24 protein-coding genes are annotated in these 25,168 nt (G+C 59.1%); 3 read left to right on the forward strand and 21 right to left on the reverse strand.

Annotation, left to right across the window (positions count from 1 at the left end):
* The 3 genes from polA to msbA all read left to right on the forward strand — a co-directional run.
* On the forward strand, window positions 1-1,899 hold a 1,899-nt coding region (gene polA / locus C662_RS14695; RefSeq protein WP_002930738.1), incomplete at its 5' end, for a DNA polymerase I.
* A complete protein-coding gene (locus C662_RS14700; RefSeq protein WP_002930739.1) occupies window positions 1,899-2,699 on the forward strand; it encodes a hypothetical protein in 801 nt (266 codons plus the stop codon). The genes polA and C662_RS14700, both read left to right, overlap by 1 nt.
* A gap of 41 nt (window positions 2,700-2,740) precedes the next feature.
* The gene (gene msbA, locus C662_RS14705) at window positions 2,741-4,576 is read left to right on the forward strand and encodes a lipid A export permease/ATP-binding protein MsbA (RefSeq protein WP_002930740.1); all 1,836 of its coding nucleotides are present in this window, start codon (window positions 2,741-2,743) and stop codon (window positions 4,574-4,576) included.
* Between the two features lie 70 nt (window positions 4,577-4,646).
* Here msbA and C662_RS14710 read toward each other — a convergent pair whose 3' ends face one another.
* The 21 genes from C662_RS14710 to C662_RS14800 all read right to left on the reverse strand — a co-directional run bounded on the left by C662_RS14710 (window position 4,647) and on the right by C662_RS14800 (window position 25,154).
* The gene (locus C662_RS14710; RefSeq protein WP_002930741.1) at window positions 4,647-6,032 is read right to left on the reverse strand and encodes an undecaprenyl-phosphate glucose phosphotransferase; all 1,386 of its coding nucleotides are present in this window, start codon (window positions 6,030-6,032) and stop codon (window positions 4,647-4,649) included.
* Between the two features lie 44 nt (window positions 6,033-6,076).
* A complete protein-coding gene (locus C662_RS14715) occupies window positions 6,077-6,388 on the reverse strand; it encodes an H-NS histone family protein (protein WP_443080867.1) in 312 nt (103 codons plus the stop codon).
* Window positions 6,389-6,855: 467 nt separating this feature from the next.
* Window positions 6,856-7,308 carry a hypothetical protein gene (locus C662_RS20340; protein ID WP_002930743.1) on the reverse strand — a complete coding sequence of 151 codons (453 nt, stop codon included), beginning with the start codon at window positions 7,306-7,308 and terminating at the stop codon, window positions 6,856-6,858.
* Window positions 7,301-7,672 carry a helix-turn-helix domain-containing protein gene (locus C662_RS14725; RefSeq protein WP_157354561.1) on the reverse strand — a complete coding sequence of 124 codons (372 nt, stop codon included), beginning with the start codon at window positions 7,670-7,672 and terminating at the stop codon, window positions 7,301-7,303. The genes C662_RS20340 and C662_RS14725 overlap by 8 nt, the downstream gene beginning before the upstream one ends.
* Before the next feature lie 40 nt (window positions 7,673-7,712).
* On the reverse strand, window positions 7,713-8,138 hold the full coding sequence (locus tag C662_RS20345) for a hypothetical protein (protein WP_002930753.1): 426 nt from the start codon (window positions 8,136-8,138) through the stop codon (window positions 7,713-7,715).
* Window positions 8,139-8,181: 43 nt separating this feature from the next.
* Complete coding sequence (rfbC, locus tag C662_RS14735) at window positions 8,182-8,709, reverse strand: dTDP-4-dehydrorhamnose 3,5-epimerase (RefSeq protein WP_002930755.1); 528 nt, start codon at window positions 8,707-8,709, stop codon at window positions 8,182-8,184.
* On the reverse strand, window positions 8,706-9,587 hold the full coding sequence (gene rfbA, locus C662_RS14740; protein ID WP_002930758.1) for a glucose-1-phosphate thymidylyltransferase RfbA: 882 nt from the start codon (window positions 9,585-9,587) through the stop codon (window positions 8,706-8,708). The genes rfbC and rfbA overlap by 4 nt, the downstream gene beginning before the upstream one ends.
* Window positions 9,584-10,663 (reverse strand): dTDP-glucose 4,6-dehydratase, encoded by a 1,080-nt coding sequence (gene rfbB, locus C662_RS14745; RefSeq protein ID WP_002930760.1) that lies wholly within the window; start codon window positions 10,661-10,663, stop codon window positions 9,584-9,586. The genes rfbA and rfbB overlap by 4 nt, the downstream gene beginning before the upstream one ends.
* 12 nt (window positions 10,664-10,675) lie before the next feature.
* Window positions 10,676-11,788, reverse strand: a complete 1,113-nt coding sequence (locus C662_RS14750; protein WP_037984767.1) for a DUF1972 domain-containing protein — start codon at window positions 11,786-11,788, stop codon at window positions 10,676-10,678.
* Window positions 11,785-12,867: a glycosyltransferase gene (locus C662_RS14755; RefSeq protein WP_002930764.1), complete on the reverse strand. Its 1,083-nt coding sequence runs from the start codon at window positions 12,865-12,867 to the stop codon at window positions 11,785-11,787. Before C662_RS14755 ends, C662_RS14750 begins: the two co-directional genes overlap by 4 nt.
* Window positions 12,864-14,141 carry a hypothetical protein gene (locus C662_RS14760; protein ID WP_002930765.1) on the reverse strand — a complete coding sequence of 426 codons (1,278 nt, stop codon included), beginning with the start codon at window positions 14,139-14,141 and terminating at the stop codon, window positions 12,864-12,866. Before C662_RS14760 ends, C662_RS14755 begins: the two co-directional genes overlap by 4 nt.
* A gap of 21 nt (window positions 14,142-14,162) precedes the next feature.
* Window positions 14,163-15,545 carry a Coenzyme F420 hydrogenase/dehydrogenase, beta subunit C-terminal domain gene (locus tag C662_RS20060; protein ID WP_002930767.1) on the reverse strand — a complete coding sequence of 461 codons (1,383 nt, stop codon included), beginning with the start codon at window positions 15,543-15,545 and terminating at the stop codon, window positions 14,163-14,165.
* Between the two features lie 10 nt (window positions 15,546-15,555).
* A complete protein-coding gene (locus C662_RS14765; RefSeq protein ID WP_232433285.1) occupies window positions 15,556-16,767 on the reverse strand; it encodes a hypothetical protein in 1,212 nt (403 codons plus the stop codon).
* A 10-nt stretch (window positions 16,768-16,777) separates the two neighbouring features.
* Window positions 16,778-18,031 (reverse strand): polysaccharide pyruvyl transferase family protein, encoded by a 1,254-nt coding sequence (locus C662_RS14770; protein WP_002930772.1) that lies wholly within the window; start codon window positions 18,029-18,031, stop codon window positions 16,778-16,780.
* Between the two features lie 31 nt (window positions 18,032-18,062).
* Entirely contained in the window at window positions 18,063-18,611 is a 549-nt protein-coding gene (locus C662_RS14775; protein WP_157354563.1) for a hypothetical protein, read from the reverse strand.
* Window positions 18,612-18,688: 77 nt separating this feature from the next.
* Entirely contained in the window at window positions 18,689-20,035 is a 1,347-nt protein-coding gene (locus C662_RS14780) for a hypothetical protein (RefSeq protein WP_002930776.1), read from the reverse strand.
* The gene (locus C662_RS14785) at window positions 20,028-20,459 is read right to left on the reverse strand and encodes a hypothetical protein (RefSeq protein WP_002930778.1); all 432 of its coding nucleotides are present in this window, start codon (window positions 20,457-20,459) and stop codon (window positions 20,028-20,030) included. Before C662_RS14785 ends, C662_RS14780 begins: the two co-directional genes overlap by 8 nt.
* 41 nt (window positions 20,460-20,500) lie before the next feature.
* Window positions 20,501-21,991, reverse strand: coding sequence for an ATP-binding protein (locus tag C662_RS14790; protein ID WP_002930779.1), 1,491 nt, complete (start codon window positions 21,989-21,991; stop codon window positions 20,501-20,503).
* A 36-nt stretch (window positions 21,992-22,027) separates the two neighbouring features.
* Window positions 22,028-22,483, reverse strand: coding sequence for a hypothetical protein (locus C662_RS20350; protein ID WP_157354564.1), 456 nt, complete (start codon window positions 22,481-22,483; stop codon window positions 22,028-22,030).
* 135 nt (window positions 22,484-22,618) lie between these two features.
* Entirely contained in the window at window positions 22,619-23,809 is a 1,191-nt protein-coding gene (locus C662_RS14795; protein WP_002930782.1) for a Wzz/FepE/Etk N-terminal domain-containing protein, read from the reverse strand.
* Between the two features lie 85 nt (window positions 23,810-23,894).
* Window positions 23,895-25,154, reverse strand: coding sequence for an O-antigen ligase family protein (locus C662_RS14800; protein ID WP_002930783.1), 1,260 nt, complete (start codon window positions 25,152-25,154; stop codon window positions 23,895-23,897).
* Window positions 25,155-25,168: the final 14 nt, after the last annotated feature.

Consider the following 25,168-nt stretch of genomic DNA (forward strand, 5'->3'; position numbering starts at 1 on the left):
GCGGCGCCAGCCGCGAGCCTTTTCGGCGATGGGCCGGGCGAGGAAAAGCTCGCGGCTGGCGCCGCTCCTACGGGGGGCGTTGCAGGCGCCCACCGCAGCGGCTATGTGACCATCCTCGACTGGCCGGGCTTCGATGCCTGGCTGGCGAAGATCTCCGCCGCCGCGCTCACCGCATTCGACACCGAAACCACCAGCCTCGACCCGATGGCGGCGCAGTTGGTCGGCATGTCCTTCGCGGTCGAGCCGGGCGAGGCGGCCTACCTGCCGCTGGCGCACCGTGCATCCGATGCGCCGGCGCAGCTGCCCCTGAACGAGGTGCTGGACAAGCTCCGTCCCTGGCTGGAGTCGGACCAGCACGCCAAGCTCGGCCAGAACCTCAAGTACGACGCCCACGTGCTCGCCAACCACGGCATCGCGCTGCGCGGCATCGCCCACGACACCCTGCTCGAATCCTACGTGCTGGAGAGCGACAAGCCGCACGACATGGATTCGCTCGCCAAGCGCCACCTCGGCCTGGCCACCATTCCCTACACCGAGGTCTGCGGCAAGGGCGCCAAGCAGATCGGCTTCGACGAGGTCGCCATCGACCGCGCCACCGAATACGCCGCCGAAGATGCCGACGTCACCCTGCGCCTGCACCTGCACCTGCACCCGCAGCTGCAAGGGACGGCGGCGCTCGATGCCCTCTACCGCGACATCGAGATGCCGGTGCTCGGCGTGCTGCAGCGCATGGAGCGCACCGGGGTGCTGATCGACCCCTTCCTGCTCAGCCAGCATTCCGAGGAACTCGGCCGCCGCCTGCACGATCTGGAGCGCGAAGCCCACGACCTCGCCGGCCAGCCCTTCAACCTCGGCTCGCCGAAGCAGCTCGGCGAGATCCTGTTCGGCAAGCTCGGCCTGCCGGTGGTCAAGAAGACCGCCACCGGCCAGCCCTCCACCGACGAGGAAGTACTCGAGAAGCTCGCCGAGGATTACCCCCTGCCCAAGCTGCTGCTCGAGCACCGTAGCCTGGCCAAGCTCAAGAGCACCTACGCCGACAAGCTGCCGCGCATGGTCAATCCGAAGACCGGTCGCGTGCACACCAGCTTCTCGCAGGCCACCGCCGTCACCGGCCGGCTGTCGAGCTCCGAGCCCAACCTGCAGAACATCCCGATCCGCACGCCGGAGGGCCGCCGCATCCGCGCTGCCTTCATTGCGCCGCGTGAGCACCTCATCGTGTCGGCCGACTACTCGCAGATCGAACTGCGCATCATGGCCCACCTGTCGGACGACGCCCGCTTGCTCGAAGCGTTCGCCCAAGGCGAGGACGTGCACCGCGCCACCGCCGGCGAGGTTTTCGGCGTGGCACCGGCCGAGGTGACCAGCGAGCAGCGCCGCTACGCCAAGGTGATCAACTTCGGCCTCATCTACGGCATGAGCGCGCACGGCCTGGCCAAGAACCTGGGCATCGAGCGCGCCGCTGCGCAGAGCTGGATCGACCGCTACTTCGCGCGCTACCCCGGCGTCGCGGCCTACATGGACCGCACCCGCGCCGAGGCGCGCGAGCAAGGCTATGTCGAGACCGTGTTCGGCCGCCGGCTGTACCTGCCCGACATCCGCGCCAGCCAGGCCGGCCGCCGCGCCGGCGCGGAGCGTGCGGCGATCAACGCGCCGATGCAGGGCACGGCCGCCGACCTGATCAAGAAGGCGATGATCGCCACCGACGCCTGGCTGGCCGCGTCGGGGCTGAAGTCCAGGCTGGTGCTGCAGGTGCACGACGAACTGGTGCTGGAAGTGCCGAAATCCGAGCTCGACACGATTCGCACCGAACTGCCGAAGCTGATGGGCGGTGTCGCCGAGCTCAAGGTGCCGTTGCTGGTCGAGGTGGGGGCGGGCGACAACTGGGACGAAGCGCACTGATGGCGGCGGACACCGCTGCCGAGCGTTTCCTGGCCGAGGCGCTGGCGCGCCAGGTGCATAACGTTGGCGCCCACGACTTTGGCGGCGAGCGCGTGTGGGTGAAAAAGGCGGGCCCTCGCAACCCGCGCTGGCGCTACATGCTGATGGGCTTCCTGTCGCGCGCGCTCGGTCTCGGGGTGCTCAGCCCGGTACCCAACTTTGGCGGTGCCGACGCCATCAATACCGAGGTGCGCCGCCTGCAGACCCTGGCTGCGCAGGGCGTGTTCGTGCCTGAGGTGCTGGCCTGGAGTGATACCGGCCTGATGCTCAAGGACCTGGGCAGCACGGGCGAGCCGGGTCTGAGCCTGCAACAGGAAATGGCCACCGCCAAGGACGTATCCGCCTGCCTCGCCCTGTTCGACGAGGGCCTCGCCGCGCTGGCCGACCTCCATCGCCGCGGCGGCTACCTGAGCCAGGGCTTTGCCCGCAACATGGTGCGCGCCGCAGACGGCCGCATCGCCTTCATCGATTTCGAGGACGACCCCGGCCGTGCGCTCGGGCTCGCCCAGTGCCAGGCGCGTGACTGGCTGTGCTACCTGCACTCGACCGCGCTCATCCTCGACCAGCGCGAACTGCTTGAGGCCGCCGCCCCCAGGGTGCGCGCTGCCCTCGCCGCGGTAGATGCCGATATCCGCGCCCAGGTACTGCGCACGGCGGGCCGTCTGGCCTGGCTGCGCCATCTGCCGCGTGGGCGCCGCTTCGGCCGCGACGGTCAGCGCCTGCGTGCGGTGGCCTGGCTGTTGCAGGGCCTGTCGCGCTGACGCCACGAGCACCGCGTCGGCTTGGCATATCATTGGCCGCCATGAGCCCAGCCCCTTCCAGTACCGAGCCCACGCCCGCGCCCGAGGCGGTGCCAGCATCCGCGCCTGCGAGCAGCCTCACGATCTACACCCGCCTGCTTGGCTATACCAAGCCCTACCTCGGCTACTTCCTGCTCAGCATCCTTGGCTTCGCCATCGCCGGCGGCGGCAAGGCGGGCCTGGCAGCGGTGTTCAAGTTCTTCGTCGATGGGCTGGCCACGCCCGATGCCCCGGCCACCACCGGCATCGGCTGGCTCGATGCGCTCGACATCGTGTACGCGATCCCGGTCATGGTGATGCTGATCGCGCTCTGGCAAGGGGTGGGTACCTTCCTGGGCAACTACGCCATCTCCAAGGTGTCGCTCGGGCTGGTGCACGACCTGCGCACCCAGCTCTTCGAGAGCTTCCTGGTGCTGCCCAACCGCTTCTACGACGCGCAGAACTCCGGCCACCTGGTCTCCAAGCTCACCTACAACGTCACGATGGTCACCGGTGCCGCGACCGACGCGGTGAAGACGCTGTTCCGCGAGGGCCTCACCGTCATCGCGCTGCTGGGCTACCTGCTGTGGATGAACTGGCAGCTCACCCTGACCCTGCTCGTGGTGCTGCCCATCATCGGCTGGCTGGTGTCGAACGCCAGCCGCAAGTTCCGCCGCCTGTCCAAGAACATCCAGACCGCCATGGGCGAGGTCACCCATGTGGCCTCCGAAACCATCCAGGGCTACCGCGTGGTACGTAGCTTCGGCGGCGCGGACTACGAGCGCGGTCGCTTCGTGCATGCCAGCCTGGACAACACCAAGCGCCAGCTCAAGATGGTGCGCACCGAGGAGGTTTTCTCGGCGCTGATGAACCTCATCATCTATACCGCCATGGGCGTTCTGCTGTTCATGGTGCTGAAGGTGCGGGGCGACGCCACCGCGGGCGACGTCGTCGCCTTCATGACTGCCGCCGGCCTGTTGCCGCGCGCCATCCGCCAACTGGGCGAGGTCAGCTCCAAGATCCAGCGCGGCGTGGCCGCAGCCGACAGCATCTTCGAGCAACTCGACGAAGCGCCGGAGCCCGATGGCGGCAGCGTCGAGCGCGAACACATCAGCGGTCGCGTCGAGGCCCAGGGCCTGGGCTTCACCTATCCCGGTGCGGAAGGGCATGCATTGCAAGGCATCGACTTCAAGGCCGAGCCGGGGCAGATGATCGCCCTGGTGGGCAAGTCGGGCAGTGGCAAGTCCACCCTCGCCAACCTCATCCCGCGCTTCTACCAGCACGACGAAGGCCGGCTGCTGGTCGACGGCGTGGCAGTGGAGGACTACACGCTCGCCAACCTGCGCCGTCACATCGCGCTCGTCACCCAGCAGGTCACGCTGTTCAACGGTACGGTGGCCGAGAACATCGCCTACGGCGAGCTTGCCGCTGCCAGCCGCGAAGAGATCGTCGCCGCCGCCGAGGCCGCCAACGCGCGCGAGTTCATCGACCGCTTGCCCCAGGGCTTCGACACCGAGATCGGCGAGAACGGCGTGCTGCTCTCGGGCGGCCAGCGCCAGCGCCTGGCGATTGCGCGCGCCTTGTTGAAGAACGCGCCGATCCTGATCCTCGACGAGGCAACCTCCGCACTCGACACCGAGTCCGAGCGCCTGATCCAGGCAGCGATCGAGCGCCTGATGGAAGGCCGCACGACCATCGTCATCGCCCACCGCCTATCGACGATCGAGAAGGCGGACCAGATCCTGGTGATGGAAGCCGGGCGCATCGTGGAACGGGGGACGCACGCGGAGCTGGTGGCGCGGGGTGGGGTGTATGCTCGGCTGCAGGCGATCGGGGAGGAACCGGATACTGTGCGCTGAGGCTGTCATCGAGATTGTGATGCGCTCGAGTGCTGGGCCCGAGGTTGCTGTTCTGGGTCGAGCACCTTTCTCAGTACGCGTTCGGATTCACGAAGCCCTTCAAGATCGTCAGTAGGATGATCTTCAGGTCAAGCCACAGCGACCAGTTGTCGATGTACCAAAGGTCGTGCTCTACGCGTGCCTGCATCTTTTCGAGCGTGTCCGTCTCACCGCGCAATCCATTGACCTGTGCCCAGCCGGTGATGCCTGGCTTGACTTGGTGACGCTGCATGTAGGACTCGACGAGGTCCTTGTAGTACTCGTTGTGGGCAAGCGCGTGCGGGCGTGGCCCGACGATGGACATGCGGCCTTGCAGCACATTGAAAAACTGCGGTAGCTCGTCGAGGCTTGTGCGCCGCAGAAAGGCCCCGATGGGCGTGATACGGACATCGTCCTTAGTGGCCTGGGTGACCTGTCCCCCGCTCTCCCGGTGAACGACCATTGAGCGAAACTTATAAACCTTGAAGTTCCTGCCGTTGATTCCCGTGCGGTATTGCTTGAACAGCACAGGTCCTGGTGATGTGAGCTTGATGGCCGTTGCGATTACGGCGCATAGCGGCAGGATCATCAGGAAGATCAGACCACCTATGATGAGGTCCTCCGCGCGTTTGACGATGCGAGCGGGGCCATCCATCGGCGTGACACTGAGATCGATCGAGTAGAAACCCGCGACACGGCTCACTTGGTGGTTGAGAAGAGGAAGGTCGTTCAGCTGGGGCATGAAGCGCACCGAAACCACGTGGTGCCGCAGCGCATATACGGCGGCCTGGATCTGCGCGCCTTCATTCAGGGGCAGCATCAGCCAGACTTCATGCGCTCGAGTGCCTTCCACTGCCGCAGCCAACTCCTCCAGCCATTCGGGCGATGAGCTGCAAGAGACGGCTCGCGAAACGGTATAGCCCTGCTCGCGAAGTGCTGGCTCAGGCGGCAACTTCGAACTGCGAACGCCGGCGGGTGTTACAACGACCAGCTGTTTCAGGTTTCGTCCCGAGCGACGGGCTCGGCGCAAGGCCACGAACGCGCAGATACGCAGGCCAATGCCGAGCCCCACGCTTAACGTGACCGTGTAAGCGAACCAGAGCCGTGAATAGTCCTCTGATACCTTCAACAAGAAGCCGAGCATTGTCAGTGCGGTGGCAGCGAGGAGCCAGCCACTGACGGAGCGCGCGGCCCGTCGTGCGAACGACTGGCCGCGCCACGAGCTGTAGGCGCCTACCAGGAACAGCATAAGTACCGCCAAGCTGGCCCACAGGATCGCGCCAGCCACGTAGAGCGGGCTGAGTTCTGTATTGTTGAACCGCAGGTAGAAGGCTAGATACGCCGCCAGCACAGCCGCACCTGCGTCGACCAGCGCAGCGGCCAGCGCAACGGGGTAGCGCTCGGCAAAGGTTGGAGAGTAGTTTATGGAGTAAGGCATGGTTACCCGGCCTGCCGTGTCGTCAGCGCGGCAGGCAAAGAAAGTCAGTTGTCGGGGATCAGAAACTCTTCACGGCGACGCCCTGATTCGACCGCGTCCTTCATCCACTTTGGCATCACGCCGCGGCCGGTCCAAGTCTTGCCCGATGCCGGGTCGCGATACTTGGGCTTGACGGCGGTGCGCTTGTCACTGCGGCTGGCGGTCTCGGCTTTTGTCGGCACGACGGCCACGAATCCCAGATCGGCCGCTGTCAGGTCGTAGTCCTGGATCTTCTGCCTGATCTCGGCGATCACGCCCGCGATCTCCGAACGGCGAACCTCCTCGGCCTGTTTCTGCAGCGCTTCGATCTGCGACATCAGTTCGGCATAAGTCGGCATGTGATTCCCTTTAAAAATTGACCAGATTATTACGGAGATTCAATCGCCCATTCTTCCACTGCAAGCCCAGGTACCCGCAGAAACTCACTTGCGTTGTTGGTGGTGGCGACGCAGGATGTAGCTGCAGATGTTTGTGTCCAGGGTACGCAACATGCGTGGCGTTCGCCTTGGTCAGGCCCAGTCACGTTCCTGGGGTGGCGGACCCCTCCGCTCTGCCAGAAAATCTGCGGGCCAGGCCTCGTTGTTTGAGTAGGACTGCTGCAGCCAAAGGCCCATGTCCTGCTCGGGCGTCGTTTCGGGATGCAGCCACAGATCGTTGCCAATCCGCTCGACCTGGATCGACCGCAGACATGATCGTCGCTCCTTTCTAGTCGAGCTGCCAGTATAGGAATGCGTATCGGCAAGGTCATTACGCTTCTCCGTCGTGGCTGAATCGTCCTCGCCCACTACGCAGAATCCGCTGCGCGTAGCCCGGTGGGTTCCACAGTCACCTTCAACGCATTCCCCGTCACCAGCTCACCGTCGACATAGGCGTGTGCCCTCACTTTGCATGCGCCAGGGACCGGGAATCCCGCAAAACCGAGCACGAACTGCATGCTGACGCCTTCGGCATCCGCCTCCTCTACCGCCTTCTCGAACGCTGAGCGCACGAACTCGGTCGGCGCCTCGATCGACTGGAGCACTTCGCCGTCACGCAGCACTTCAAGCTTGATTCGCTGAGGAGATTGGCGTGATAGTGGAACAAAAAGGTCGGCGATGACCGTTAGCTTTGCAAGCTGAGTTGGTGCGGACAGTACTCTGAGACCACCCTGGAACACACCGATGACCGACACCTGTCCCGAGGTTTCAGGCCTGACATCCTCGGCATAGATGCAGTGCAGGTAGGTTGTATTAGCCATGTTTACCCTCCGCCATGTTGGCAGCATCCACTGCGGCGATGACTTCCTCCAGCGGGGCGTCGAGCGCGCTTGCCAGCTTCCGGAGGGTCGACAAGCTTGGGTCACCCGGCCGTTTCTCGAGTCGTGCGATGTTGGGCTGCTGCATGTCCATTCGCGCCGCCAGCTCACTTTGAGACAGGCCCGCAGCGAGCCGCAAGGCGGCAAGTGGTCGCACGCCTTCATTCATCCGTTCGATGACTCTCGCCAGGCGCTGGCGCCCCTGCACAAGCGCTTTCGACCGGGCCGGATTTCGAGCGATGCGCGCGGCGCGCTCTGCAGTCGACAGGCCCCGCGGCATTGCCGCCGGCCTGATCTGTTGGTTCAACTGAACGAGGACTGGTGTTACATGAAGCCCGACCACTGCATTAGCTGTTCCGCCTAACGGCAGGAATGTCGAGCTGGTCATAACGAACACAGAGGTTTCGGTAGGCTGGGGTGGTCGTGTCATAGCACGTGCTCCGATGTTGAACTGTCAGCACAAAGCACTCATCGGTCCGGATGTCGTGCCCCAGAAAGAGGCGGAAGTCGATCAGGTGCCCGTCTTCGTCGTAAGGCTTGAGGATGTAGACGCTTCGTCCGGATTGCCAGCAAGCCTCGAAGCGCTTGATTTCGAAGGGCGGCTTAAACAGGTAATGCCACTTTGGCACCTCGGAGAACAGAACATCCAACAAGTCATCGTCCGCGGCCAGCTCATCAAGCAGCGCATCGATCACGCCCACCACATCAGGGTAGCGTTCTGCTAACTCGTCAAGCTCGCTTTCAAGCTCTTCGATGGTTCTCAGGACTGTCACTATATATCGTCCAGGATATGTTATCCAGCCTTTGGCTTTCTGCTTACAACTCCCGCAACCGCGGATTCTTCAAATCCTTCCCCGACAACTGCGGCGCATCGATCGGCCACGGAATCCCCACATCCGGGTCGTTCCAGATCAACCCGCCCTCATCCTCCGGGAAATACAAATCCGTGCACTTGTACTGAAAATCCGCCACATCGCTCACCACACAGAACCCATGCGCGTAGCCTGGCGGAATCCACAACTGGCGGTGGTTGTCGTCGCTCAGTTCCACGCCGACGAACTGGCCGTAGGTGGCCGAAGCCGGGTCGATGTCCACCGCCACGTCATACACCGCTCCCCGGCTCACGCTCACCAGCTTGCCCTGCGGGCGGGTCTTCTGGAAATGCAGCCCGCGCAGCACGCCGCGCTGCGAGCGCGAGTGGTTGTCCTGCACGAAAGGCAGGGTAATGCCGGCCTCACGGTAGCGATCGACCTGGAAAGTTTCCAGGAAGAAGCCGCGATGGTCGCCGAATACTTTCGGCTCGATGATCAGCACGCCCGGCAGGGCGGTTTCGATGACCTTCACTTGATCACCTCCACCTGGGTCAGCACCCGCTGCAGATATTGTCCATAGCCGGTCTTGCTCAGGGCCTGGGCGTGCGCCGCGAGCTGCTTGGCCGTCAGCCAGCCCTGGTGGTAGGCGATCTCTTCCAGGCAGGCCACCTTAAGCCCCTGGCGCGCCTCGATGGTCTGCACGAAGTGGCTCGCCTCCATCAGCGAGTCGTGCGTGCCGGTGTCCAGCCAGGCGAAGCCGCGCCCGAGCAGGCTCACGTGCAGGTCGCCGCGCTGCAGGTAGGCGTTATTGACGTCGGTAATCTCCAGTTCGCCGCGCGGCGAGGGCTTCACCTGCTTGGCGATCTCCACCACCGAGTTGTCGTAGAAGTACAGCCCGGTCACCGCATAGCTCGACTTCGGCGCCTTCGGCTTCTCCTCGATCGAGACCGCTTTGCCGGCCGCATCGAACTCCACCACGCCGAAACGCTCGGGGTCGGAGACGTGATAGCCGAACACCGTTGCTCCGCGCTCGCGCGAAGCGGCTTCGCGCAGCATGGCGCTGAAGCCGTAGCCATAGAAGATGTTGTCGCCGAGGATCAGGCAAACGCTGCTGTCGCCGATGAAGTCCTCGCCGATCAGGAAGGCCTGCGCCAGGCCATCCGGCGAGGGCTGCTCGGCGTAGCTCAGCGCGATGCCGAAATCCGACCCATCACCCAGCAGCTTGCGGAAATTGGGCAGGTCGTCGGGCGTCGAAATCACCAGGATCTCGCGTATGCCCGCCAGCATCAGCACCGACAGCGGGTAGTAGATCATCGGCTTGTCGTAGATCGGCAGCAGTTGTTTGGAAACGCCGCGCGTAATCGGATGCAGCCGGGTGCCGGAACCCCCGGCGAGGATGATGCCTTTCATGCCTTCTCTCCCAAACGGGCCAACTGGTAGCTGCCGTCGAGGACGCGCTCCCACCACTGACGATTGTCCAGATACCACCGCACCGTCTTGCAAATGCCGCTCTCGAAGGTCTCCTGCGGCTTCCACCCCAGCTCGCGCTCGATCTTCGACGCATCGATCGCATACCGCCGATCATGCCCCGGCCGATCCTTCACAAACGTGATCAACTCCCTGTAAGAGCGGCGCAAGCCGCGATCAACGCCAGCAAGGGGCGCCATCTCATCCAGCAATTCACAAATCGTCTCCACCACCTCGAGATTCCGCTTCTCGTTGTGCCCCCCGATGTTGTAGGTCTCCCCAACCTTCCCCCGCGTCACCACCTCGACCAGCGCCCGCGCGTGGTCCTCCACATAGAGCCAATCCCGAATCTGCGATCCATCGCCATACACCGGCAGCGGCTTGCCCGCCAGCGCGTTGAGGATCATGTGCGGGATGAGCTTCTCGGGGAAATGGAAGGGCCCGTAGTTGTTCGAACAGTTGGTCACCAGCGTCGGCAGCCCGTAGGTCCGCTGCCACGCCCGCACCAGATGATCGGAGCTGGCCTTGGATGTGGAGTACGGCGAGCTGGGCGCGTAGGGCGTGGTTTCGGTGAACAGGTCGCCCGTGCCTTCCAGGTCGCCATACACCTCATCGGTGGAGATGTGGTGGAAGCGAAACGCGGCTTTCGCGTCATCAGCGAGGCCATTCCAGTACCGCCGCGCGGCCTCGAGCAAGGTGTAGGTGCCGACCATGTTGGTCTGGATGAACTCGGCCGGTCCGTCGATCGAGCGATCGACGTGGGACTCGGCGGCGAGGTGCATCACCGCAGTAGGGCGGAATGCGGCGAAGACCTCGTCCAAGGCCGCAGCGTTGCAGATATCGACCTCGTAAAAGCGGTAGCGCGACGAGTTGGCGATCGAGGTAAGCGATTCGAGATTGCCGGCATAGGTGAGCTTGTCGAGGTTCGCGACGTGGTGCGTCGTGCTCTCTATCAAGTGCCGAACCACGGCCGAGCCGATGAAGCCGGCCCCGCCGGTAACGAGGATGCGATGAGTCATGGGATAGGTCGTTCAGTTCTTTGGATACCAGCGGGTGAGCAATTCCTCGTACTCACTCAACACCTGCTCCCAGGTAAAGCGCTCGTAGAAGCGTGCGCGGCTGGCAGCCTTCATACGCTGCAGGGCTGCATCGTCTGCTAGCAGGCGATCGAAGAGAGCAGCGCACTCTGCTTCGTCCTTGAAATAGGCTGCTTCCGGCCCCGCCACCCAGCGGTTGAAGTGGTTGTCGTGCGCGATCACCGCACAGCCGGCACCCAAGGCCTCAACGAGGGAGGGGTTCGTGCCACCGACCCGGTGGCCGTGCAGGTAGAACCGGCTGTAGAAGCGCAAGGCCTGCACCACGGGAGCCTCATAGATTGCGCCGGGGAAGATCACTTCGTCGCTCGCGGCGTCCATCACCTGTTTGTGGAATGCATTGCGCTCGGGAGTGAAGTTACCCAGCACCACCAACTTGTGGGCGCGCTGCTTTGAACTGAACGCGCGAACCATCTCGAGGAAGGAGTTTTCGGGCTCGGGGCGGGCGATGATTACCGAGAACTCGCCTGGTTCGATGCCGTACGCAGTAAGCAGCCCAGCGTCAGCGGAGAGAACCTCGTCGCCCCCATAAGGAATCATCGTGATCTTGTCTGCACGGACCCGCGTGGCAAGGTGGTCCTTGATGCGCGGGTGATCGGCGACGAGATGGTTGCCGATCCAACAGCCAGCGCGTTCGTTGAGCCAGAACCATGTCTTGGCAATCAGGCCCCACTTGTCGCGGCGCCATTCGATGCCGTCCATGTTGATGACGTTGACTTGCCCCTTTGCGCGTTGAAGCAAATTGAAGACCGCCGTGTTGTAGCCCAGCGTAAGGAACAGCCCTTCCTGCGTCATTGCATGCCGTGTTGCGGCCCAATCGAAAATCACCGTACCCGCAGCGCCCCGACGTTTAACCGGGATGTGAATCCGTCGCACCCCCTGCCAGTCACTCTCCCAGGGCACGCCGGGACCATCCTCCTGGCAGTAAACCGTGATAGACCAGCCGCGCTTCGACAGGTAAAGAGAAAGCTTCTCGGCAAAAGTTTCGAATCCGCCATGTTGCGCAGGTACGCCGCGAATACCAAGGATATTTAGTGTGTATGTCGTCAATGGCCTATAACCTCAACCAACTTCGCATGTAGCTCCGCGCCCACTTTCTTTCGTTCATATTGCTGTGCCGTCGCCAGTGCAGCTGAGCGCATTGCGCACATTTCCTCAATGCTCAACTGTGAGAAAGCCATGATTCTTTGGGCGAGCGCACTAGAGTCTCCGGGGGGAAAAAGATAGCCGTTTATGCCGTCCCGCATGTAGCTTTGGATGCCCCCTATGTCCGAGCAAATCGCTGGGGTGCCGCTGGCAAGCGCTTCAATGCCTACAAGTCCGAGAGATTCAGGGAGCAGGGTTGGAAATACGAATACGTCGAGCGATGAATAAAAATCAGGCAGACGCCGTTGAGGCATTGCTCCAACGTGAGCCGCCACACCTTCAAGACCCAAATCCCTAATTCGCTTTGTCAAAGTCGCGATCTCGGAGCCTTCGCCTACGAGGGCAACCTCTAGCTCCAACGAAGGACTCTGCTTACGCAAAATCGCAACAGCATCCAACAGCACATCCCAACCCTTCCCTGAATCGATTCGCGAGACGAAGCCGACTCTTAGAGGGCTGCTATGAAAACGTTCCCGTATTGGCTCATTGGGCTTAAAAACCTCGAGATCCACTCCAGCCGACGGTGAAACGAAAATCTCGTTTTTCGGGAAAAGGTCCTTAGCAATGGACTGGAAATAGCTAGAAGGCACAACGATAAGTCTCGCCTTCTCGATGGTAGGTCTGACCAGTCTGAAAATAAGCTTCTCGCTCTTCCTTGCGGGGAGAAGATCTTCGCCGTGAGCATTACAGACCAGGACTGTACGCTTTAATCCCATTAATGCCCCCACCGGTAGCATGGAGTGCGCTACGTAGTGCACGTAAATGCAGTCATAACGCCTTGTGAATCCTTTCACCAAAACCGCCGCGCCAAAAGTCAAGTACTTTAGTAACTTGTTGAGCTTGCCCTTTCCTCTCCCTCGAATGACCGCCAGATCAATCTGCGCACCCTGAACGCCGAGTGCGTCAACAAAGTTCTTGACGAAAACGCCGAAGCCAGGGTTTTCATGCGTCGGGTACATATTGGAGATAACGAGAACCTTCATGCCAGACCCAATCTTCTGTACGGTGAGGCGCAAAGGCCCGCATAGCATGCAAAGAAGAATACTGGGAAGCCCATGAGATATAAGTGTCCTGTCAGAGCTCCGGTTGAAAAGAACAATATGACTAAAATTCTGCGCAGCATGTAAAGACGATTAGATATCTCGTTGCGCTCAGAATAAATTGACAACGCGATATAAAATGTAATGAACAGGCCAAGGATTCCATAAGACATGAAAATGTCGACTGGATCCATCTCGGAATAAGAAAACGTACCGCTGCCCCGCGCTATGCCGTAGATTGATCCGTAGTTTGAGTACCCGAGTCCGAAAAGTGTCTCAAGTAAACCGTAGTTTGTGCGGTAGATATCAGCTGCGATCGAAAGAAGTTTGTCGCGCTCACTAACTAAAGCGGAGAACGGATCAAGATAGGAAAGTTTTAGGAGCAATTTAGATGATCCAGAGCTGTATTCAGTAAGGATGTAAATCACTAAGGCAAAAAATTTATCGATCAAAGTCTCAGCTATATTCGTGCTGGCAAGGGCAATCAATATGGCGCAGAGAATGAGCAGAATTGTAGTGCGCGCAATAGCTCCACGACTTAGGAAGAAATACGCGGTAAGGCTGATCGAAAATAGAGCAATAAACGACTTGTTTCCGATCACAAGAAATGTTAGTAAAGTTAAGAGGGTGTAGATTGCTTTGCGAGTGTTATTCTGGTTGGTCGCCAGCAGAATTAAAAAGCTGGAGAAGAAAACAAAGCTCAATTCATTGAGAGATGGGTAAAAGAATTTATATCCAGACGAGTGGTCTGCATATGTATAAAGGCCCCTGCCTGAAAGATTGCCAGCTAGAATTGTAATGCATACAGTCCACCAAACTATTAAGGCTATCCTCTTGAGTGTCGGCTCACGGTTCTCGTATGGGATCGCTCTGCAAAAGTTGTAGAGCAGGTAACCTAATACTATGGATCGGAGGAGTGCGAAGATATCGTATCGAACGGCATCGTTCAGCGAGCCGGAAATAACGATATATGTCAAAGTATGTAGCGAAACGACTACGATGAAAATGTTGCTCGTGTTGAGTAAATTTCGCCGATAGTTGGGTGCCACGAATGAGATGGCCGTCATCGCGAAAATGAACGCAATAGCAATGAGATTCGTCCCGGCTTTCGATAGATCGCCACCAAATAGATAGCCCTGGACGGGTTCAACAGCAAACAGGAGGCAAGCCATGCCCACCAAAACAAGATCAGGGCGGAGCCTCAGGTAGTCCTTCATATCATGCCATTCAAATATATTTTAGAATATTCTGAGTAATTTGCGAATCGTAGCTTTTATTGCGCTTATTACAGTTCGTGTTTCGCGATAGTACTCGGAAATGCTGCCTTGCATTTCATTATAGAAAACATCAAGGTTGCCGCTTTTTTTTGCGAGTAAAAATGCAGCATGGCTTTTCTGTGAAATATAGTGCCTATTTGTATAGGTATTATCTCTATTCGTTTTGCTTGTGTATCTGGAAAGTCTCGCAGTGCTTTTAGGCGGAGTCACTAAGTTCTTGCTCTCGTACAGTCTAATCCGACTGAGAAGGCCTTCGTGCCTATGTCTAAAATTTCCACCTTGGGTTGCGTAGATGAGGCTTTTTTCCTCGCTGGATAGTGTTATCTCTCCAGAGTCACTGCCGTCAATTAATATCCTCTCAAGCTCAGCGCTTCGAGTAATAACGAGATTTGTTCCGCGATAGTCCCTGGCGTACTTCCGATGCCACGCATCTCCGAAAATAATGTCTGCAGCTTCGCCAGTCACGTCATCACAGAAATCACATGCCTTTGGCTTGAAGAGACCAAGTCCCCAATCCATCCACTTCAACCTGTCTACGCGCTGCTCATGCGCGCCGTCCGCGCTGATTGCTCTGTAGAAATAACGCGAGGCATCGCTGGTAGGCCTTTTGACTCTATAGTCGAGAGAGTCAAGCTTTGTTGGATGCACGCCCATTTGCCAGCCAACAAATTCGGTGAATGCGTGAGATTTCTGATGTCCGCAAAAAATTGCAGCTGTGTAAATAATGCGATCGTTTAAGTGCGGAATTCTCTTGCAAAGCAGCTTTATGGCCTTGACGCCGCACGGAATGCCGACATAAATAAGGCGTTCGTCCTCGTGAGATGCGAGGATCTCGGATATCACTGAGTCGTGCGAGACCATGTGGTACTTAGACTTCCTGCTGCCCTCAAGGTCAAGCGGGTTTCGGGCGATTCTGTATTCAAGGCGTCCATTCTTGCCTGGAGCAGGATGAACAACAATTGCACCAGTAATTAACTTTCGCTTAAAAAGTTGCTCTAATAAATAGGTGGCTAAGCCGCCGGAGCTACTTTCAAGTCTCGATTTTTCGCTAGTTACATAGCCCGCAAAAACATTTCTGAAGAAGCCAATCTCTGGGTCGAAATGATTCGAGTCGGCTTCGTAGTGGTTGTTGAAGTAGTCTTCGTTATGGGTGTCGTTAAGAAAAGGGCAGACATCGGCGCTATCGTCGTAGGGTGGCTGTTGATGCTCTTCGGCCTGCAAGAGGCCTTGTGCGGTCTCGACGATTGAAAACCGCTTCGGTTCGTATGCGGCACAATTGCCGCAGCCGATGCACAGCCCTTCACTGATTAACTCGGTAATCCCCAGTTTTGGCGTGCTGTTCATAAGGTGTATTTCACTTTTGTTTTATGAGCTTTTCGTGGAGGGGTTTGGCTGAGGAGAGAACATAAGCGAGAAAATATGTGGTCTCCAGGGAGAAAACAAGCCAGCCAATTGTTACGTAAGATGGTTCGTTGAGAGCCGGAACGGCTACAAGCATAGTCAGTAGTATGAGGAATTGGACCTTGGTTTTACGGATTATGAGGTCACCGAAGCTCAGGATCATCATGCTTAGCCATGCGCTCAATATTCGAATGGAAACTGCGCATGTGGTTATAAGCAAGAAGTTTTGAAGGTCCGCGTACTCGGGCCAAAGACGTTCGCTGAAGTAAAGGGTTGTAAGGGTTAGCCCACAATAAACTAGGATGCTTGCAGTGACGGTAGCAGCTAATGACCGTACAAGAAGTGGCCGGGCGTTAAGCTGTTGGGACTGGGCTGAGCAGTATCTTGGCCAGTAGTGGTGGTTGATGACTATGTTGATGAGAATGTTTGCGCCGGACCAGTAGATAAAATAAATGCCTAAATAGGCGGCGTACTCCTTGCCGTGGAAGTAAGCAACGAGCGGAATTATTCCGAGGCTATAGGCGGTGCCAAGGTTTGATGATAGCCAGAATGAAAAAAGGCGTTTTCTTTCTTTCTTTTCTAGTTCTTTATAGAAGTTTAGGCTAATTACAGGTCCGCCTCGCTTTGAGTCTATAAGGTGTTTCAAGATTAGCGGTATAGATAGGGCGCTGAGTGCTGCGAGCGTAAAAAAAAGTGCGTAGTTGCGGTTGTTTGGACTTAGGTCTGTAAAGAACAAAACAACTGCAATGACCGCCGCACAGATTTTGATGAAAGATTGAATGGACTGAAAGATGGCTGCGCCGGGTCCATTTTTCTTTATCTGGCAAGCCATAACCCCCTGCACCGAAAGAGTGCTGGCCACGAGCATCGTGACGAGGGCGAAGTACGGAAGAGACATATTTTGCAGAAATAATGCTAATCCGATCGTGCTCGCAATTAGAGATGGGACGACAACTGCGGCATTGGCATGCCTCTCGTAATGAGTCGGGTTTGTTAATGAATAGGCGTTAGTGCCTAAGGGAGCGACCAGGGCCAAAATGCTGACGATTGCAAATACGGCGACAAGCTCGCCATATGCGAGCTTGTCGAGAACGGCAGAGAAAGCGAAGTTCGCTAGAAAGCCGCACAACGATGCAAAAGCGAGGATCAATCCAGTCTTCAGCACGGCGAATTAATCAGCGCTGCTGTTCAAGTAAGGATTCGCTCAACGTAATCATAGCGTCTGTTACTTGTTGACGAAGATGATCGTTGCCGTTTTTCAACTGGAAGCGAAGCTCTTCGTTCTCGTTGATAAGGCGGTTCAATTTTTCGGGTACGGTGTGCAGTTGGTCGAGTTCAACCGTAAAGTCGTCCATTCCTATCAGTGACATGTACGAACGAATTTTGTGCTGCGTGTTGATCATTAGGGTGGGGATCCCGGCGCTGGTTGCCAGTATTCCAACGTGCATTCGGGTGCTTAGGAATGCATAGAGGTTTTTCTGTAGTCCTTGGTAAGCGTCGGGGTGGACGATCTGGTCAGGGAGGATTGATGCGGAGAAGCCCCTTTCTTCAAGGAACTTCTTCGCTTCCAGGCATGTAGCGTAATCAGCGCTTCGTGAACCGTGCCTGTAATTGGATGGCATCAGTAATATGTTGAACCTTTCCTTGTCGAGAGCGTTCGCAATGCCGCCGAGAAGTGCAGGAAGGTAGTCATTTTTGACACCCATTTCTGCCTTTGGGATATCAGAGACAGTTAGCCCAATCGTCTTCTCTCGGGTTGAGGTAGGTAGGGGTTGCGGCGTCGATTCTTGCGTTGTGGCAACGTCGGGGCAGAAAACGATGCTCACCGTTTTGTCGGACCAAAGAGCGCGGGCGAGCTCAAAAGATGGGATGTCTCTCGCAAAGATTGTATGCGCGTCGCCAAGAGTCTTGCGCAGCAGCCACTTTGATGTTGGGCGGAAAACTGGTCCGATACTCTGAGGAAAGACAATGAATTTCTTGCCTTTAACGATAGTTAAGTAGTATGTCAGCAGACGAAGATACATGTGCGGACGGTAGTGATCATTAATCGTCTCTCCTGAAAGTGACACGCAGATATCGGCCCGGTCTACTGCAGAAAGGAAGTCCGCGAAACGCTTCGGCCAAGGGGGACGGAGTTTGCTTCGGAATAGGATTGTGTTGAGGTATTCAATAATGAAGAAAGATATAATCGACAAAGCTTTTTTAAGCTTTTGGATAAAAGTGCCGCCGTAGTCGGTGAAGATATCAGCGCGTACTACGGGAAATCGACCTTCGTTTGTAGGGGCGTCAATGGAAAGTATCTCGACATCTTCGCCCAGATATTGCTTACAGAGCTTGTAGGTATTGTCGATGAGCGCGCCGTTCCCAACGTGGAGTGTGCTAAAAGCATCGATCATCAATATGGTTGGTTGGTTTTGCGTTTTCTTCATGTTATTGCCTGTGCTTGTGTGCTTGCATCGTTCATACGGTTACGACGATTTCAGTTTGGCTGCGAACCGAGTGCCGTGCGCGAGCGCGGTCCCGGCGCCTTCTGCAAGGGCTGCACGCAGGTGCTCGCGCGCGCTTCCAGTCGTAGTAAGGCCCGCAGCCTTGATTAGCCCAAAAATAAGGAATAAGGCTCCGAAGATCGTCGCCTTCAATGCCTTGGCGTTGCAGTCGGTCGGCCACGGATTTGCGGTCGGCGGGTGGGACGAGGTCCTGGATGAGCGCGGCGAGTGTGCGAAGCGCGTCGTCGATCTGTTGCGGTGACGTAAGGGTGCGCAGCGCGTCCTGGTAGAGCAGGTTACGGGCTTTGGCCTTGGTGATGCGCAAGGTGGTGACGAGGGTGTATTCGTCGGCATTGTCTGGGAGCGCGCCGAGCATCTTCAGGGCGCGCAGCGCCGCGACCTCGTGCTCGACCTGCTTGGCCGCGCCGAAGACGGGCAGGGTGTGGGCGGCCAGGAGGTGTTCGAGCGCAGCTTTGAGCTGAGCTTCGGACTTGTTGGCGAGGAGCGCTGGGATGTCGAGCATGGAGGATGGCCTAGGGGTGGAAATTGGGGTCAGACCCCGGTTTTCCCTGAACGTCTTGGCCTCGATTTTCGCATTCCTCATGTGTCGAGCCTCTGGAATGCCTGTGTCTGCACGCGATATGGCAGGCGTGCGCTTTCGGCGATCGGCAGGCATGCATTGTTGGCCAGTAGCGCGGCGATGGTGGTCTCGCCGACCTCGAAGTGGTCCGCGGCGTCTTCCTGGGCGGACTCGGAGTAGTCGCCGTCCAGAAACTCGACCAAGGCGTCGATCGGGCACAGCAGTTCGGCGGCGAAGGCACGCTGGCGTTTTTGCGTGGCGGTGGCAAGGTCAGATTCGACTAGCCAGTCGGATTCTGCGCCCGTCCGCATCATGTATTCGCCAACCACGCGGGCAAGCTCGAAGCGTTTGCCGATGGGGTGCCGCTTTCGCGGAAGGAAGTCGATCAAGCCTCGGGAAGTCGGCTTGGCAATCCCGACGGGGTGTTTTTGCTGAGGCTGCCAGGCAGCCTCCTGGCTTTGGGTGATGCCGAGCAGGTCGAGCAGTTGTGCGTTGTTGATCGGGGCGCCGCAGTTGCCGAGCTGTTTGCGCAAAGCGCGGGCTGCGGCCATGCCCTGCTGCCACGGGGGTGTGGTGGGGCTTGGCGTGTGGGGGCTGGGTGTGATCTGCGGCGCGCCCATCAGACCGCGCGCGTCCTTGAGCGCTTCAAGCTGGTCGAGCGCCGTGCCGTGACGGCTTTTGCCGAAAATAGGGGCGAGTTCGGACATCGCGCTGGTGCCGGTCGCGTCTTGCAGGCGCAAGGCGTGGGCGATGTGCTCGGCGGGGCATTCTTCGGGCTCGAATCCCAGCTCGGCTTCGAGGGTGCGGCGCGCGCGGGCGCGTTCGTCGCTCATGTCTTCGCGCACCGCTGCCCACAGGGCAGCGAGGTCTGTGCTCCGATGGTCGCACGCCTCGGCGCGGTAGATGACCTCTTCGATGAACCGGGTGACGCCAAGCTGGAAGTCGGCAAGCAGCACAGCGCGGGGGGCGTCGAGATTGCAGAGATAGTTTGCGGACTGTTTCGGATTGTCGGCTTGATGCGCCCAGACGTTGATCGACTGGCCGTCTGCCGCAAAGACGACTCGCGGCCACACGTAGCCGTGGTTGGCCGCGCCGAGCTCGTGGGCCATGCGCCAATCGACGTCTGGCTGGGTGCCGGGCGCCGGAAGGGGCTCGAAACTGAGCCGCCACCAGGACGCGGCGAGCCACATCGCCACCGGGTATGCGGAGACCAGGATGTTGTCGCGCACGGTTCTGGACCAGGTGTCCAGATTACGCGTGAGACAGGCGTCGCCAAGGCGAATCGCCAGCCACGCCGACGTGTCACGCAGGAGCGGGTCTGCGTCGCCGGTGGCTTGCCAGTCGAGGTCGAGACGAAACTCAGTCATGCATGGTCCACCGTGAGAGGACTTCGGCGGCGAGCGGGGCGCTTTCGGGCATAGGGTAGCCGTGATAGACCCCTTTGGCAGCGTTCTCGAGCTGTGCTTCGAGCGGAATGCCGCTCGAGGTCACCGACCACAAGTTCTTGGGCCATGCGCCTTCGTGGCGATCGCTGATCAAGCCTTTGCGAACGCCGGCTTGCAACACGTGTAGCGCCTCGCTTCTGCGGAACAGCGCTGCGGTATCGCACAGCGACTTGCCCGGGCGAGGATCAGCGGGTGGCGTCAGGCCAAAATCACCGGGGTTCCGCTTGTGCTCCGGATTGCCGCCGTAGCGCACACGCTGCGCGAGCGCGTCCAACGCCACCTGCGACGCATGGCCCGAAGAGGCGATGCGTCGCTTGGGGTTGAACTGCTTGTAGCGTGTTTTCATGGGTGCTGGGAGGGAAACGGAAATAGGGGCGTTAATTGGGGTCAGACCCCGGTTTTTCCGCTTGGCACTGCGTGTGTGGGCAGCAGCGGCTGCCAAAGATCCGTCAGTGATTGTGCGATTACCCCTTCGGCGGCAAGCTTGTCCTCAAGTGCGGGCGAGATCCGTGGCGCGATCGCGCAGTATTCGATCGTCCAGTTCACATACTGCGTGTGATGTCTTATGAAGGCGTCAGCGTTGCTGCGCAGATTGGCGAGACTAGGGAGTAGTTTGTCGGGGTTACGTTTGCAGGTGCCGAACCGGATGCGGCGGGTGCTTTCGCTGACAGCGACAAGGTCGATCTCGATGCCGGCGCGATCCCAATAGCCCTTGATGCGCTCGGATAATGGGAAGTCGCTCAGCCCTTTGCGGCTGGTCTCTTCGTAAAGCCGACCTGCTAACTTTTCCAGAGCCGAGCCCTCTGCTTCTGCCAGCACTTGATCTGCCTGGGCAATGAGCTGTGCTTCCGGGCTGAAATGCACTGCCGAAACGGGGCGCTGCAGGGCTGCGAGCCAACTTCTGAGGAAGTTGTCGCGGATGTAGTAGCGACCGCTGCGTGCCTTGGGTTTGGCAAAGATGGGCAGGCGGCGCTCGATCATGGCGTAACGGTCGCTCAGCACCTTGAGGTAGCCACCGACCTGCTTCCCTTCTTGAGGGGATACGTTGGTGATCGCGGCTTCGATATCAGCGTTGGTGCATCCGGGGTGTCGGGCGATGTGCTGGAGCAGCATGTCGTAGCGCCCTCTGAATTCACGCAAGAACCAGTTGTCTGCCTCGCCTTTGAGCGGCGAAGAGCTGCTGAAGAACAGCGCACGGAGCAAAGCCGGGCGGTCGGCATTGAGCACGCCTTGCTCGTAGGCGTCCCGATAGAACTTGGGGACACCCTCGAACAGGTTCCATAGAAAGAGCAGGTGCTCGGGCTCGCAGTCGGCGTGGATATCGAGCATCTTGAGCAGGGATGCGACATCCAGGTGGTCCAGCATCAACTTGTCGGTGCTGCGGTTGAAAAGCGGGGCAGCACGGTCTTCGAGCAAGGCGGCCATTTCGGCGTGCAGGGAGCCAAGAACGATGAGCCCTCCTCGGACGCGGTCGGCGCGCGCCGAAAGGGCATCGATCTCGGCCTGTAGCAGCGAGCAAAAGTCGAACAGGGGCTTACGGCTGAAGTACTGAAACTCGTCCAGGGCGATGACATAGCCTTGTTCGGCAAGCTTCGCGATCAGCTGGGCAAGTTCGCCAAGGCTGCGGACACGGTCCTTGATGCCAAAGGTCTCGAGGTAATCGTTGCAGGCAACTAATACACCCGTGGGGTCCGAGTTCGGGATCTGGATGTAGAGCCGCTTCTGGCGCCCGGTTTGGTTGAGCGCTTGCTGGATGAGTGAGGTCTTTCCGATGCGCCGCCGCCCCGACACCTGCACGAAAAACCAGCGCCCACGCTCGAGGATTGCGCGCAGATCCGCAAGTTCGCGTTGTCGACCGTAGAAGCCCCAGGGTTGCATGGTTGGATTGTGCTTTTGTTTCTAATGTAAAAAGTTTTACGTTAGCTTGTTATTTGATTTAAGTGTTTGTTTATAAACAATTAATTGAATATTATTTGATTTGTTGCGTCGTTCTGCTGCAACTCGAACGGCGAGGTCGTTGAGTGGGAAATTTGTAGGGAAATAGGGGGCAGACCCCGGTTCTCCGCCAGCGGTGATCGCCTCTGTCCCCACATGCCGGAACACGCGCGAGAGCACGAGCAGGTCGAGCGTTTCGTGTTTGAGCGCAAACTGCAGGTGGCCCGGGATGTCGTCCGTGGGGCGGTAACGTTGGTCGAAGATGCGTATGCCGGCCTCGGCCCGCACGCTGCCACGGATATGCCCGTCGGCCACCTCACATTCGCTCGCCACCGGCGCGCTCAGCCCCAAGCCCCGCACCAGCGCGGCATAGCCCACCCAACGCCGGGAGGCGTCGAGTGTGAGTGCGTGCGGGTTAAAGAGGGGGGCGGGCATGAGTGGGGTGTGGCGGTCGAAAAAGCGGCGGAGAGGTCGAATAGTTTGCGGTTAGTTGGCGGGTGGTCGAAAAAAGTATCGTGGCTTGCGGTCAGGCGCGGTCCGTCGGAATCGGCGGAGGATTCTAAATTGGCGTCAGCCCCCGGTTTTCTCGGTGCCGCCGTCGCCGTCCCCGCGCCACCACGCCCTCACCAGCGCGCCGAACACGCCCAGCATGCCGCCCAGCAGTCCGCCCAGCACCAGGCCAAGCGCCATACCCGGTTTGCGCTCCTTGATCTCCGTGCCGTCAGGCGAGGCGACAAAGCGCATCGCGCGCAGGTAGGTGTTGGTCCAGTTCGCTCGCTCTACGTCGAGTTCGTTCCAGGTCTGTTCGACGATGTCGACCGACTTGTCCTGGTCCTGGAAAATTGCGGTCTGGATGTTTGCGAGGCCCTCAAGGAAAGCGGGCCCCGTAGTGGGTTGCTGAAGGGCTTGCTGTGCTTGGCAGTAATAGTCGCGCTTGAGTGCGCTGGCAACGCGTTCCCGCTCACGACGTACTTCGGCCAGCTTCATGTCAGCGATCTGGATCTCGGCTGCGACAAGCTGCGCGGCTGGAGAGAGGAAGCGCTCGCTGCCCTTCTCCAGCGAGACGATCTGGCGGTTGTCGCTCACTGCCGCCTCGGGGTTGCGGGCGATGATGTCGCGCAGGGTTGCGACTCGGCGTTCTTCCTGGGTGATGGCGAAGTCGTTGGTGAGTTGGGCGTTCCTCAACTCCTGCTCGCGTGTGCGAAAGTCGGCACAGCGGGCGAGCATCGTGCCCTCGAAATTAACTCTTATGAGGGTGTCTCGCACATACTCGGCCAGCAGGGCGACAGGGGGACCGTTGGTTGGCTCCTTGTGCTTGAACTGGATACGGACGCCGATCATGGCCCCCGGTTCGTCGTTCTCGGTAACCTTGACGCCAAACGTCTTCTGGTCCTTGTCGGTGAAGGCGAATTCCGGCTTGAGCGTGTCACGTAGTGCATCCTGATTGTCGGCGAGCTCGTACAGCATGGCCCCGTAGGGGGTACTTACCTGATTGGTGCTGCGCAGGTACTGCTGCAAGCGCGGTCCGTTGGAAAACACCACCTCGAAGCGCTTGTAGTTGGCTGCCGATACGCCGGGGGTCATGAACAGCCCATCAGTGACGTACTTGGTCGAGATGAGGCTCGCGCCCACGCCGAGGATGGCGCCGAGGACGCCGGTGCCGACGATGAGGTTCTTCTGTCGCCAGAGCGTTTTTACAAGTTGGCGCAGGTCGATCTCGTCGTCGTCGTATGGCTGTTGGGAAGGCTGGGGGATTTGCATGGTGCTCGGAGAATGCGGAAACTGGGATTATCTCACCCCATTGCCGCGATTATGAATTCAACGAAAGTAGTACTCCAAAATCATGTCATTGGGGTTTTTGAGGCTCAGGCGACCCCACCGGCAAAGGGTTGGCCGGCATGGCCCTGGCTGTACTAGTGAAAGGGCTGATTGCCCAACAGGCATGGACTGCGATCAGAACCCACAAGCCTTGGTAAAGGGAGGATGTGAGAAGGGTGTAGTCGACCATCCCCGCCGCGAGGAGCGTCACGAGCATCGCCAGCGGACCGCGAACTGCTTCATTACGCCGCGTGATCAGCCCCCCAAGTAGGCGCAATGTGCTGTATAGCCAGCCCAGTACGGCAAACACGCCGACGCTTACTCCCATGTCTAGCAGTACGTTGTGGGTTCCGGTCCTCCAGCGATTGCCCTCCAGGAACGGGAAGGTGCCCACACCCCAGCCGAACCAGGGCGCCTCGCGCCACTTTGCAATGGCTAGCTCGAGCAGGGCGCGGCGCGTAACGTCGCTCCCCGCTCGCTGGAAGTCGATGATCTCGAGGGCCTCTGCAGCCCAGACTGATGCGGCAATGGAGACAAGTAGCGCGAGATGTCGGACGTTGGTGTAAGCAACCAGACAGAGGAGGCCTGCAAGCGTGCCGATGAGGCTTCCTCTTGAGCCTGTGGCCCAGAGTATGGGTAGGGCAAGGATGATCAGCAGCCAGGGCCAGGGGCCGGCGTGTCTCGTACGCAGGAGTGCGGCAGACAGCACGATGCCGAGAGCCATGAACAGGCCGAGTGCGTTAGGGTGGTATACGGCGCCCGAGATGCGATGATTCCAATTCGGTGCAGTGCCGGCCGACCAGTGGTTGTACAGGTCGTAGTAGCCGGACAGGATCACTGCCGCCACGGTGATCATGCTGAGCGTTACCGCGAACCGTACGCTGAGCCAGCCGCGCTCCAGCATTACAGCCCAGGCCAATCCGAGCAGCAGGATACGCGCCACGGCTTTCACAGCCTCAGCGAAACTGGGCTCTACTGTGAGGGGGGCGAAGTAATGCCAAGCGGTGGCGACAAGGACTGGTATGAGCCAGGGCAGCGTCGTCCCCAGATAGAGCCGTGCCGGCGCTGCGTGCAGTTCGCTTTGCTTGGCGCTGATCAAGCTTGCAGCAAGCAATATCGCAGCGATGTGTACCGTAGCGAGCTTGAAGGGCAGGCTGAGAATGAACAGCGCTGCGAGCAGCTTGACGGCGTGAGCCTGCCAAGCGGTCGGTGGAGAGATCTGCACGGGCGTGACGGACGGGAAAGCCCGGATTATGTCACCCGAGTCCGTTGCGAAGGAATTGGACAAATGTAATAGATTCG

Source organism: Thauera sp. 28 (assembly GCF_000310145.2).
GTDB classification, from domain to species: Bacteria; Pseudomonadota; Gammaproteobacteria; order Burkholderiales; family Rhodocyclaceae; genus Thauera; species Thauera mechernichensis.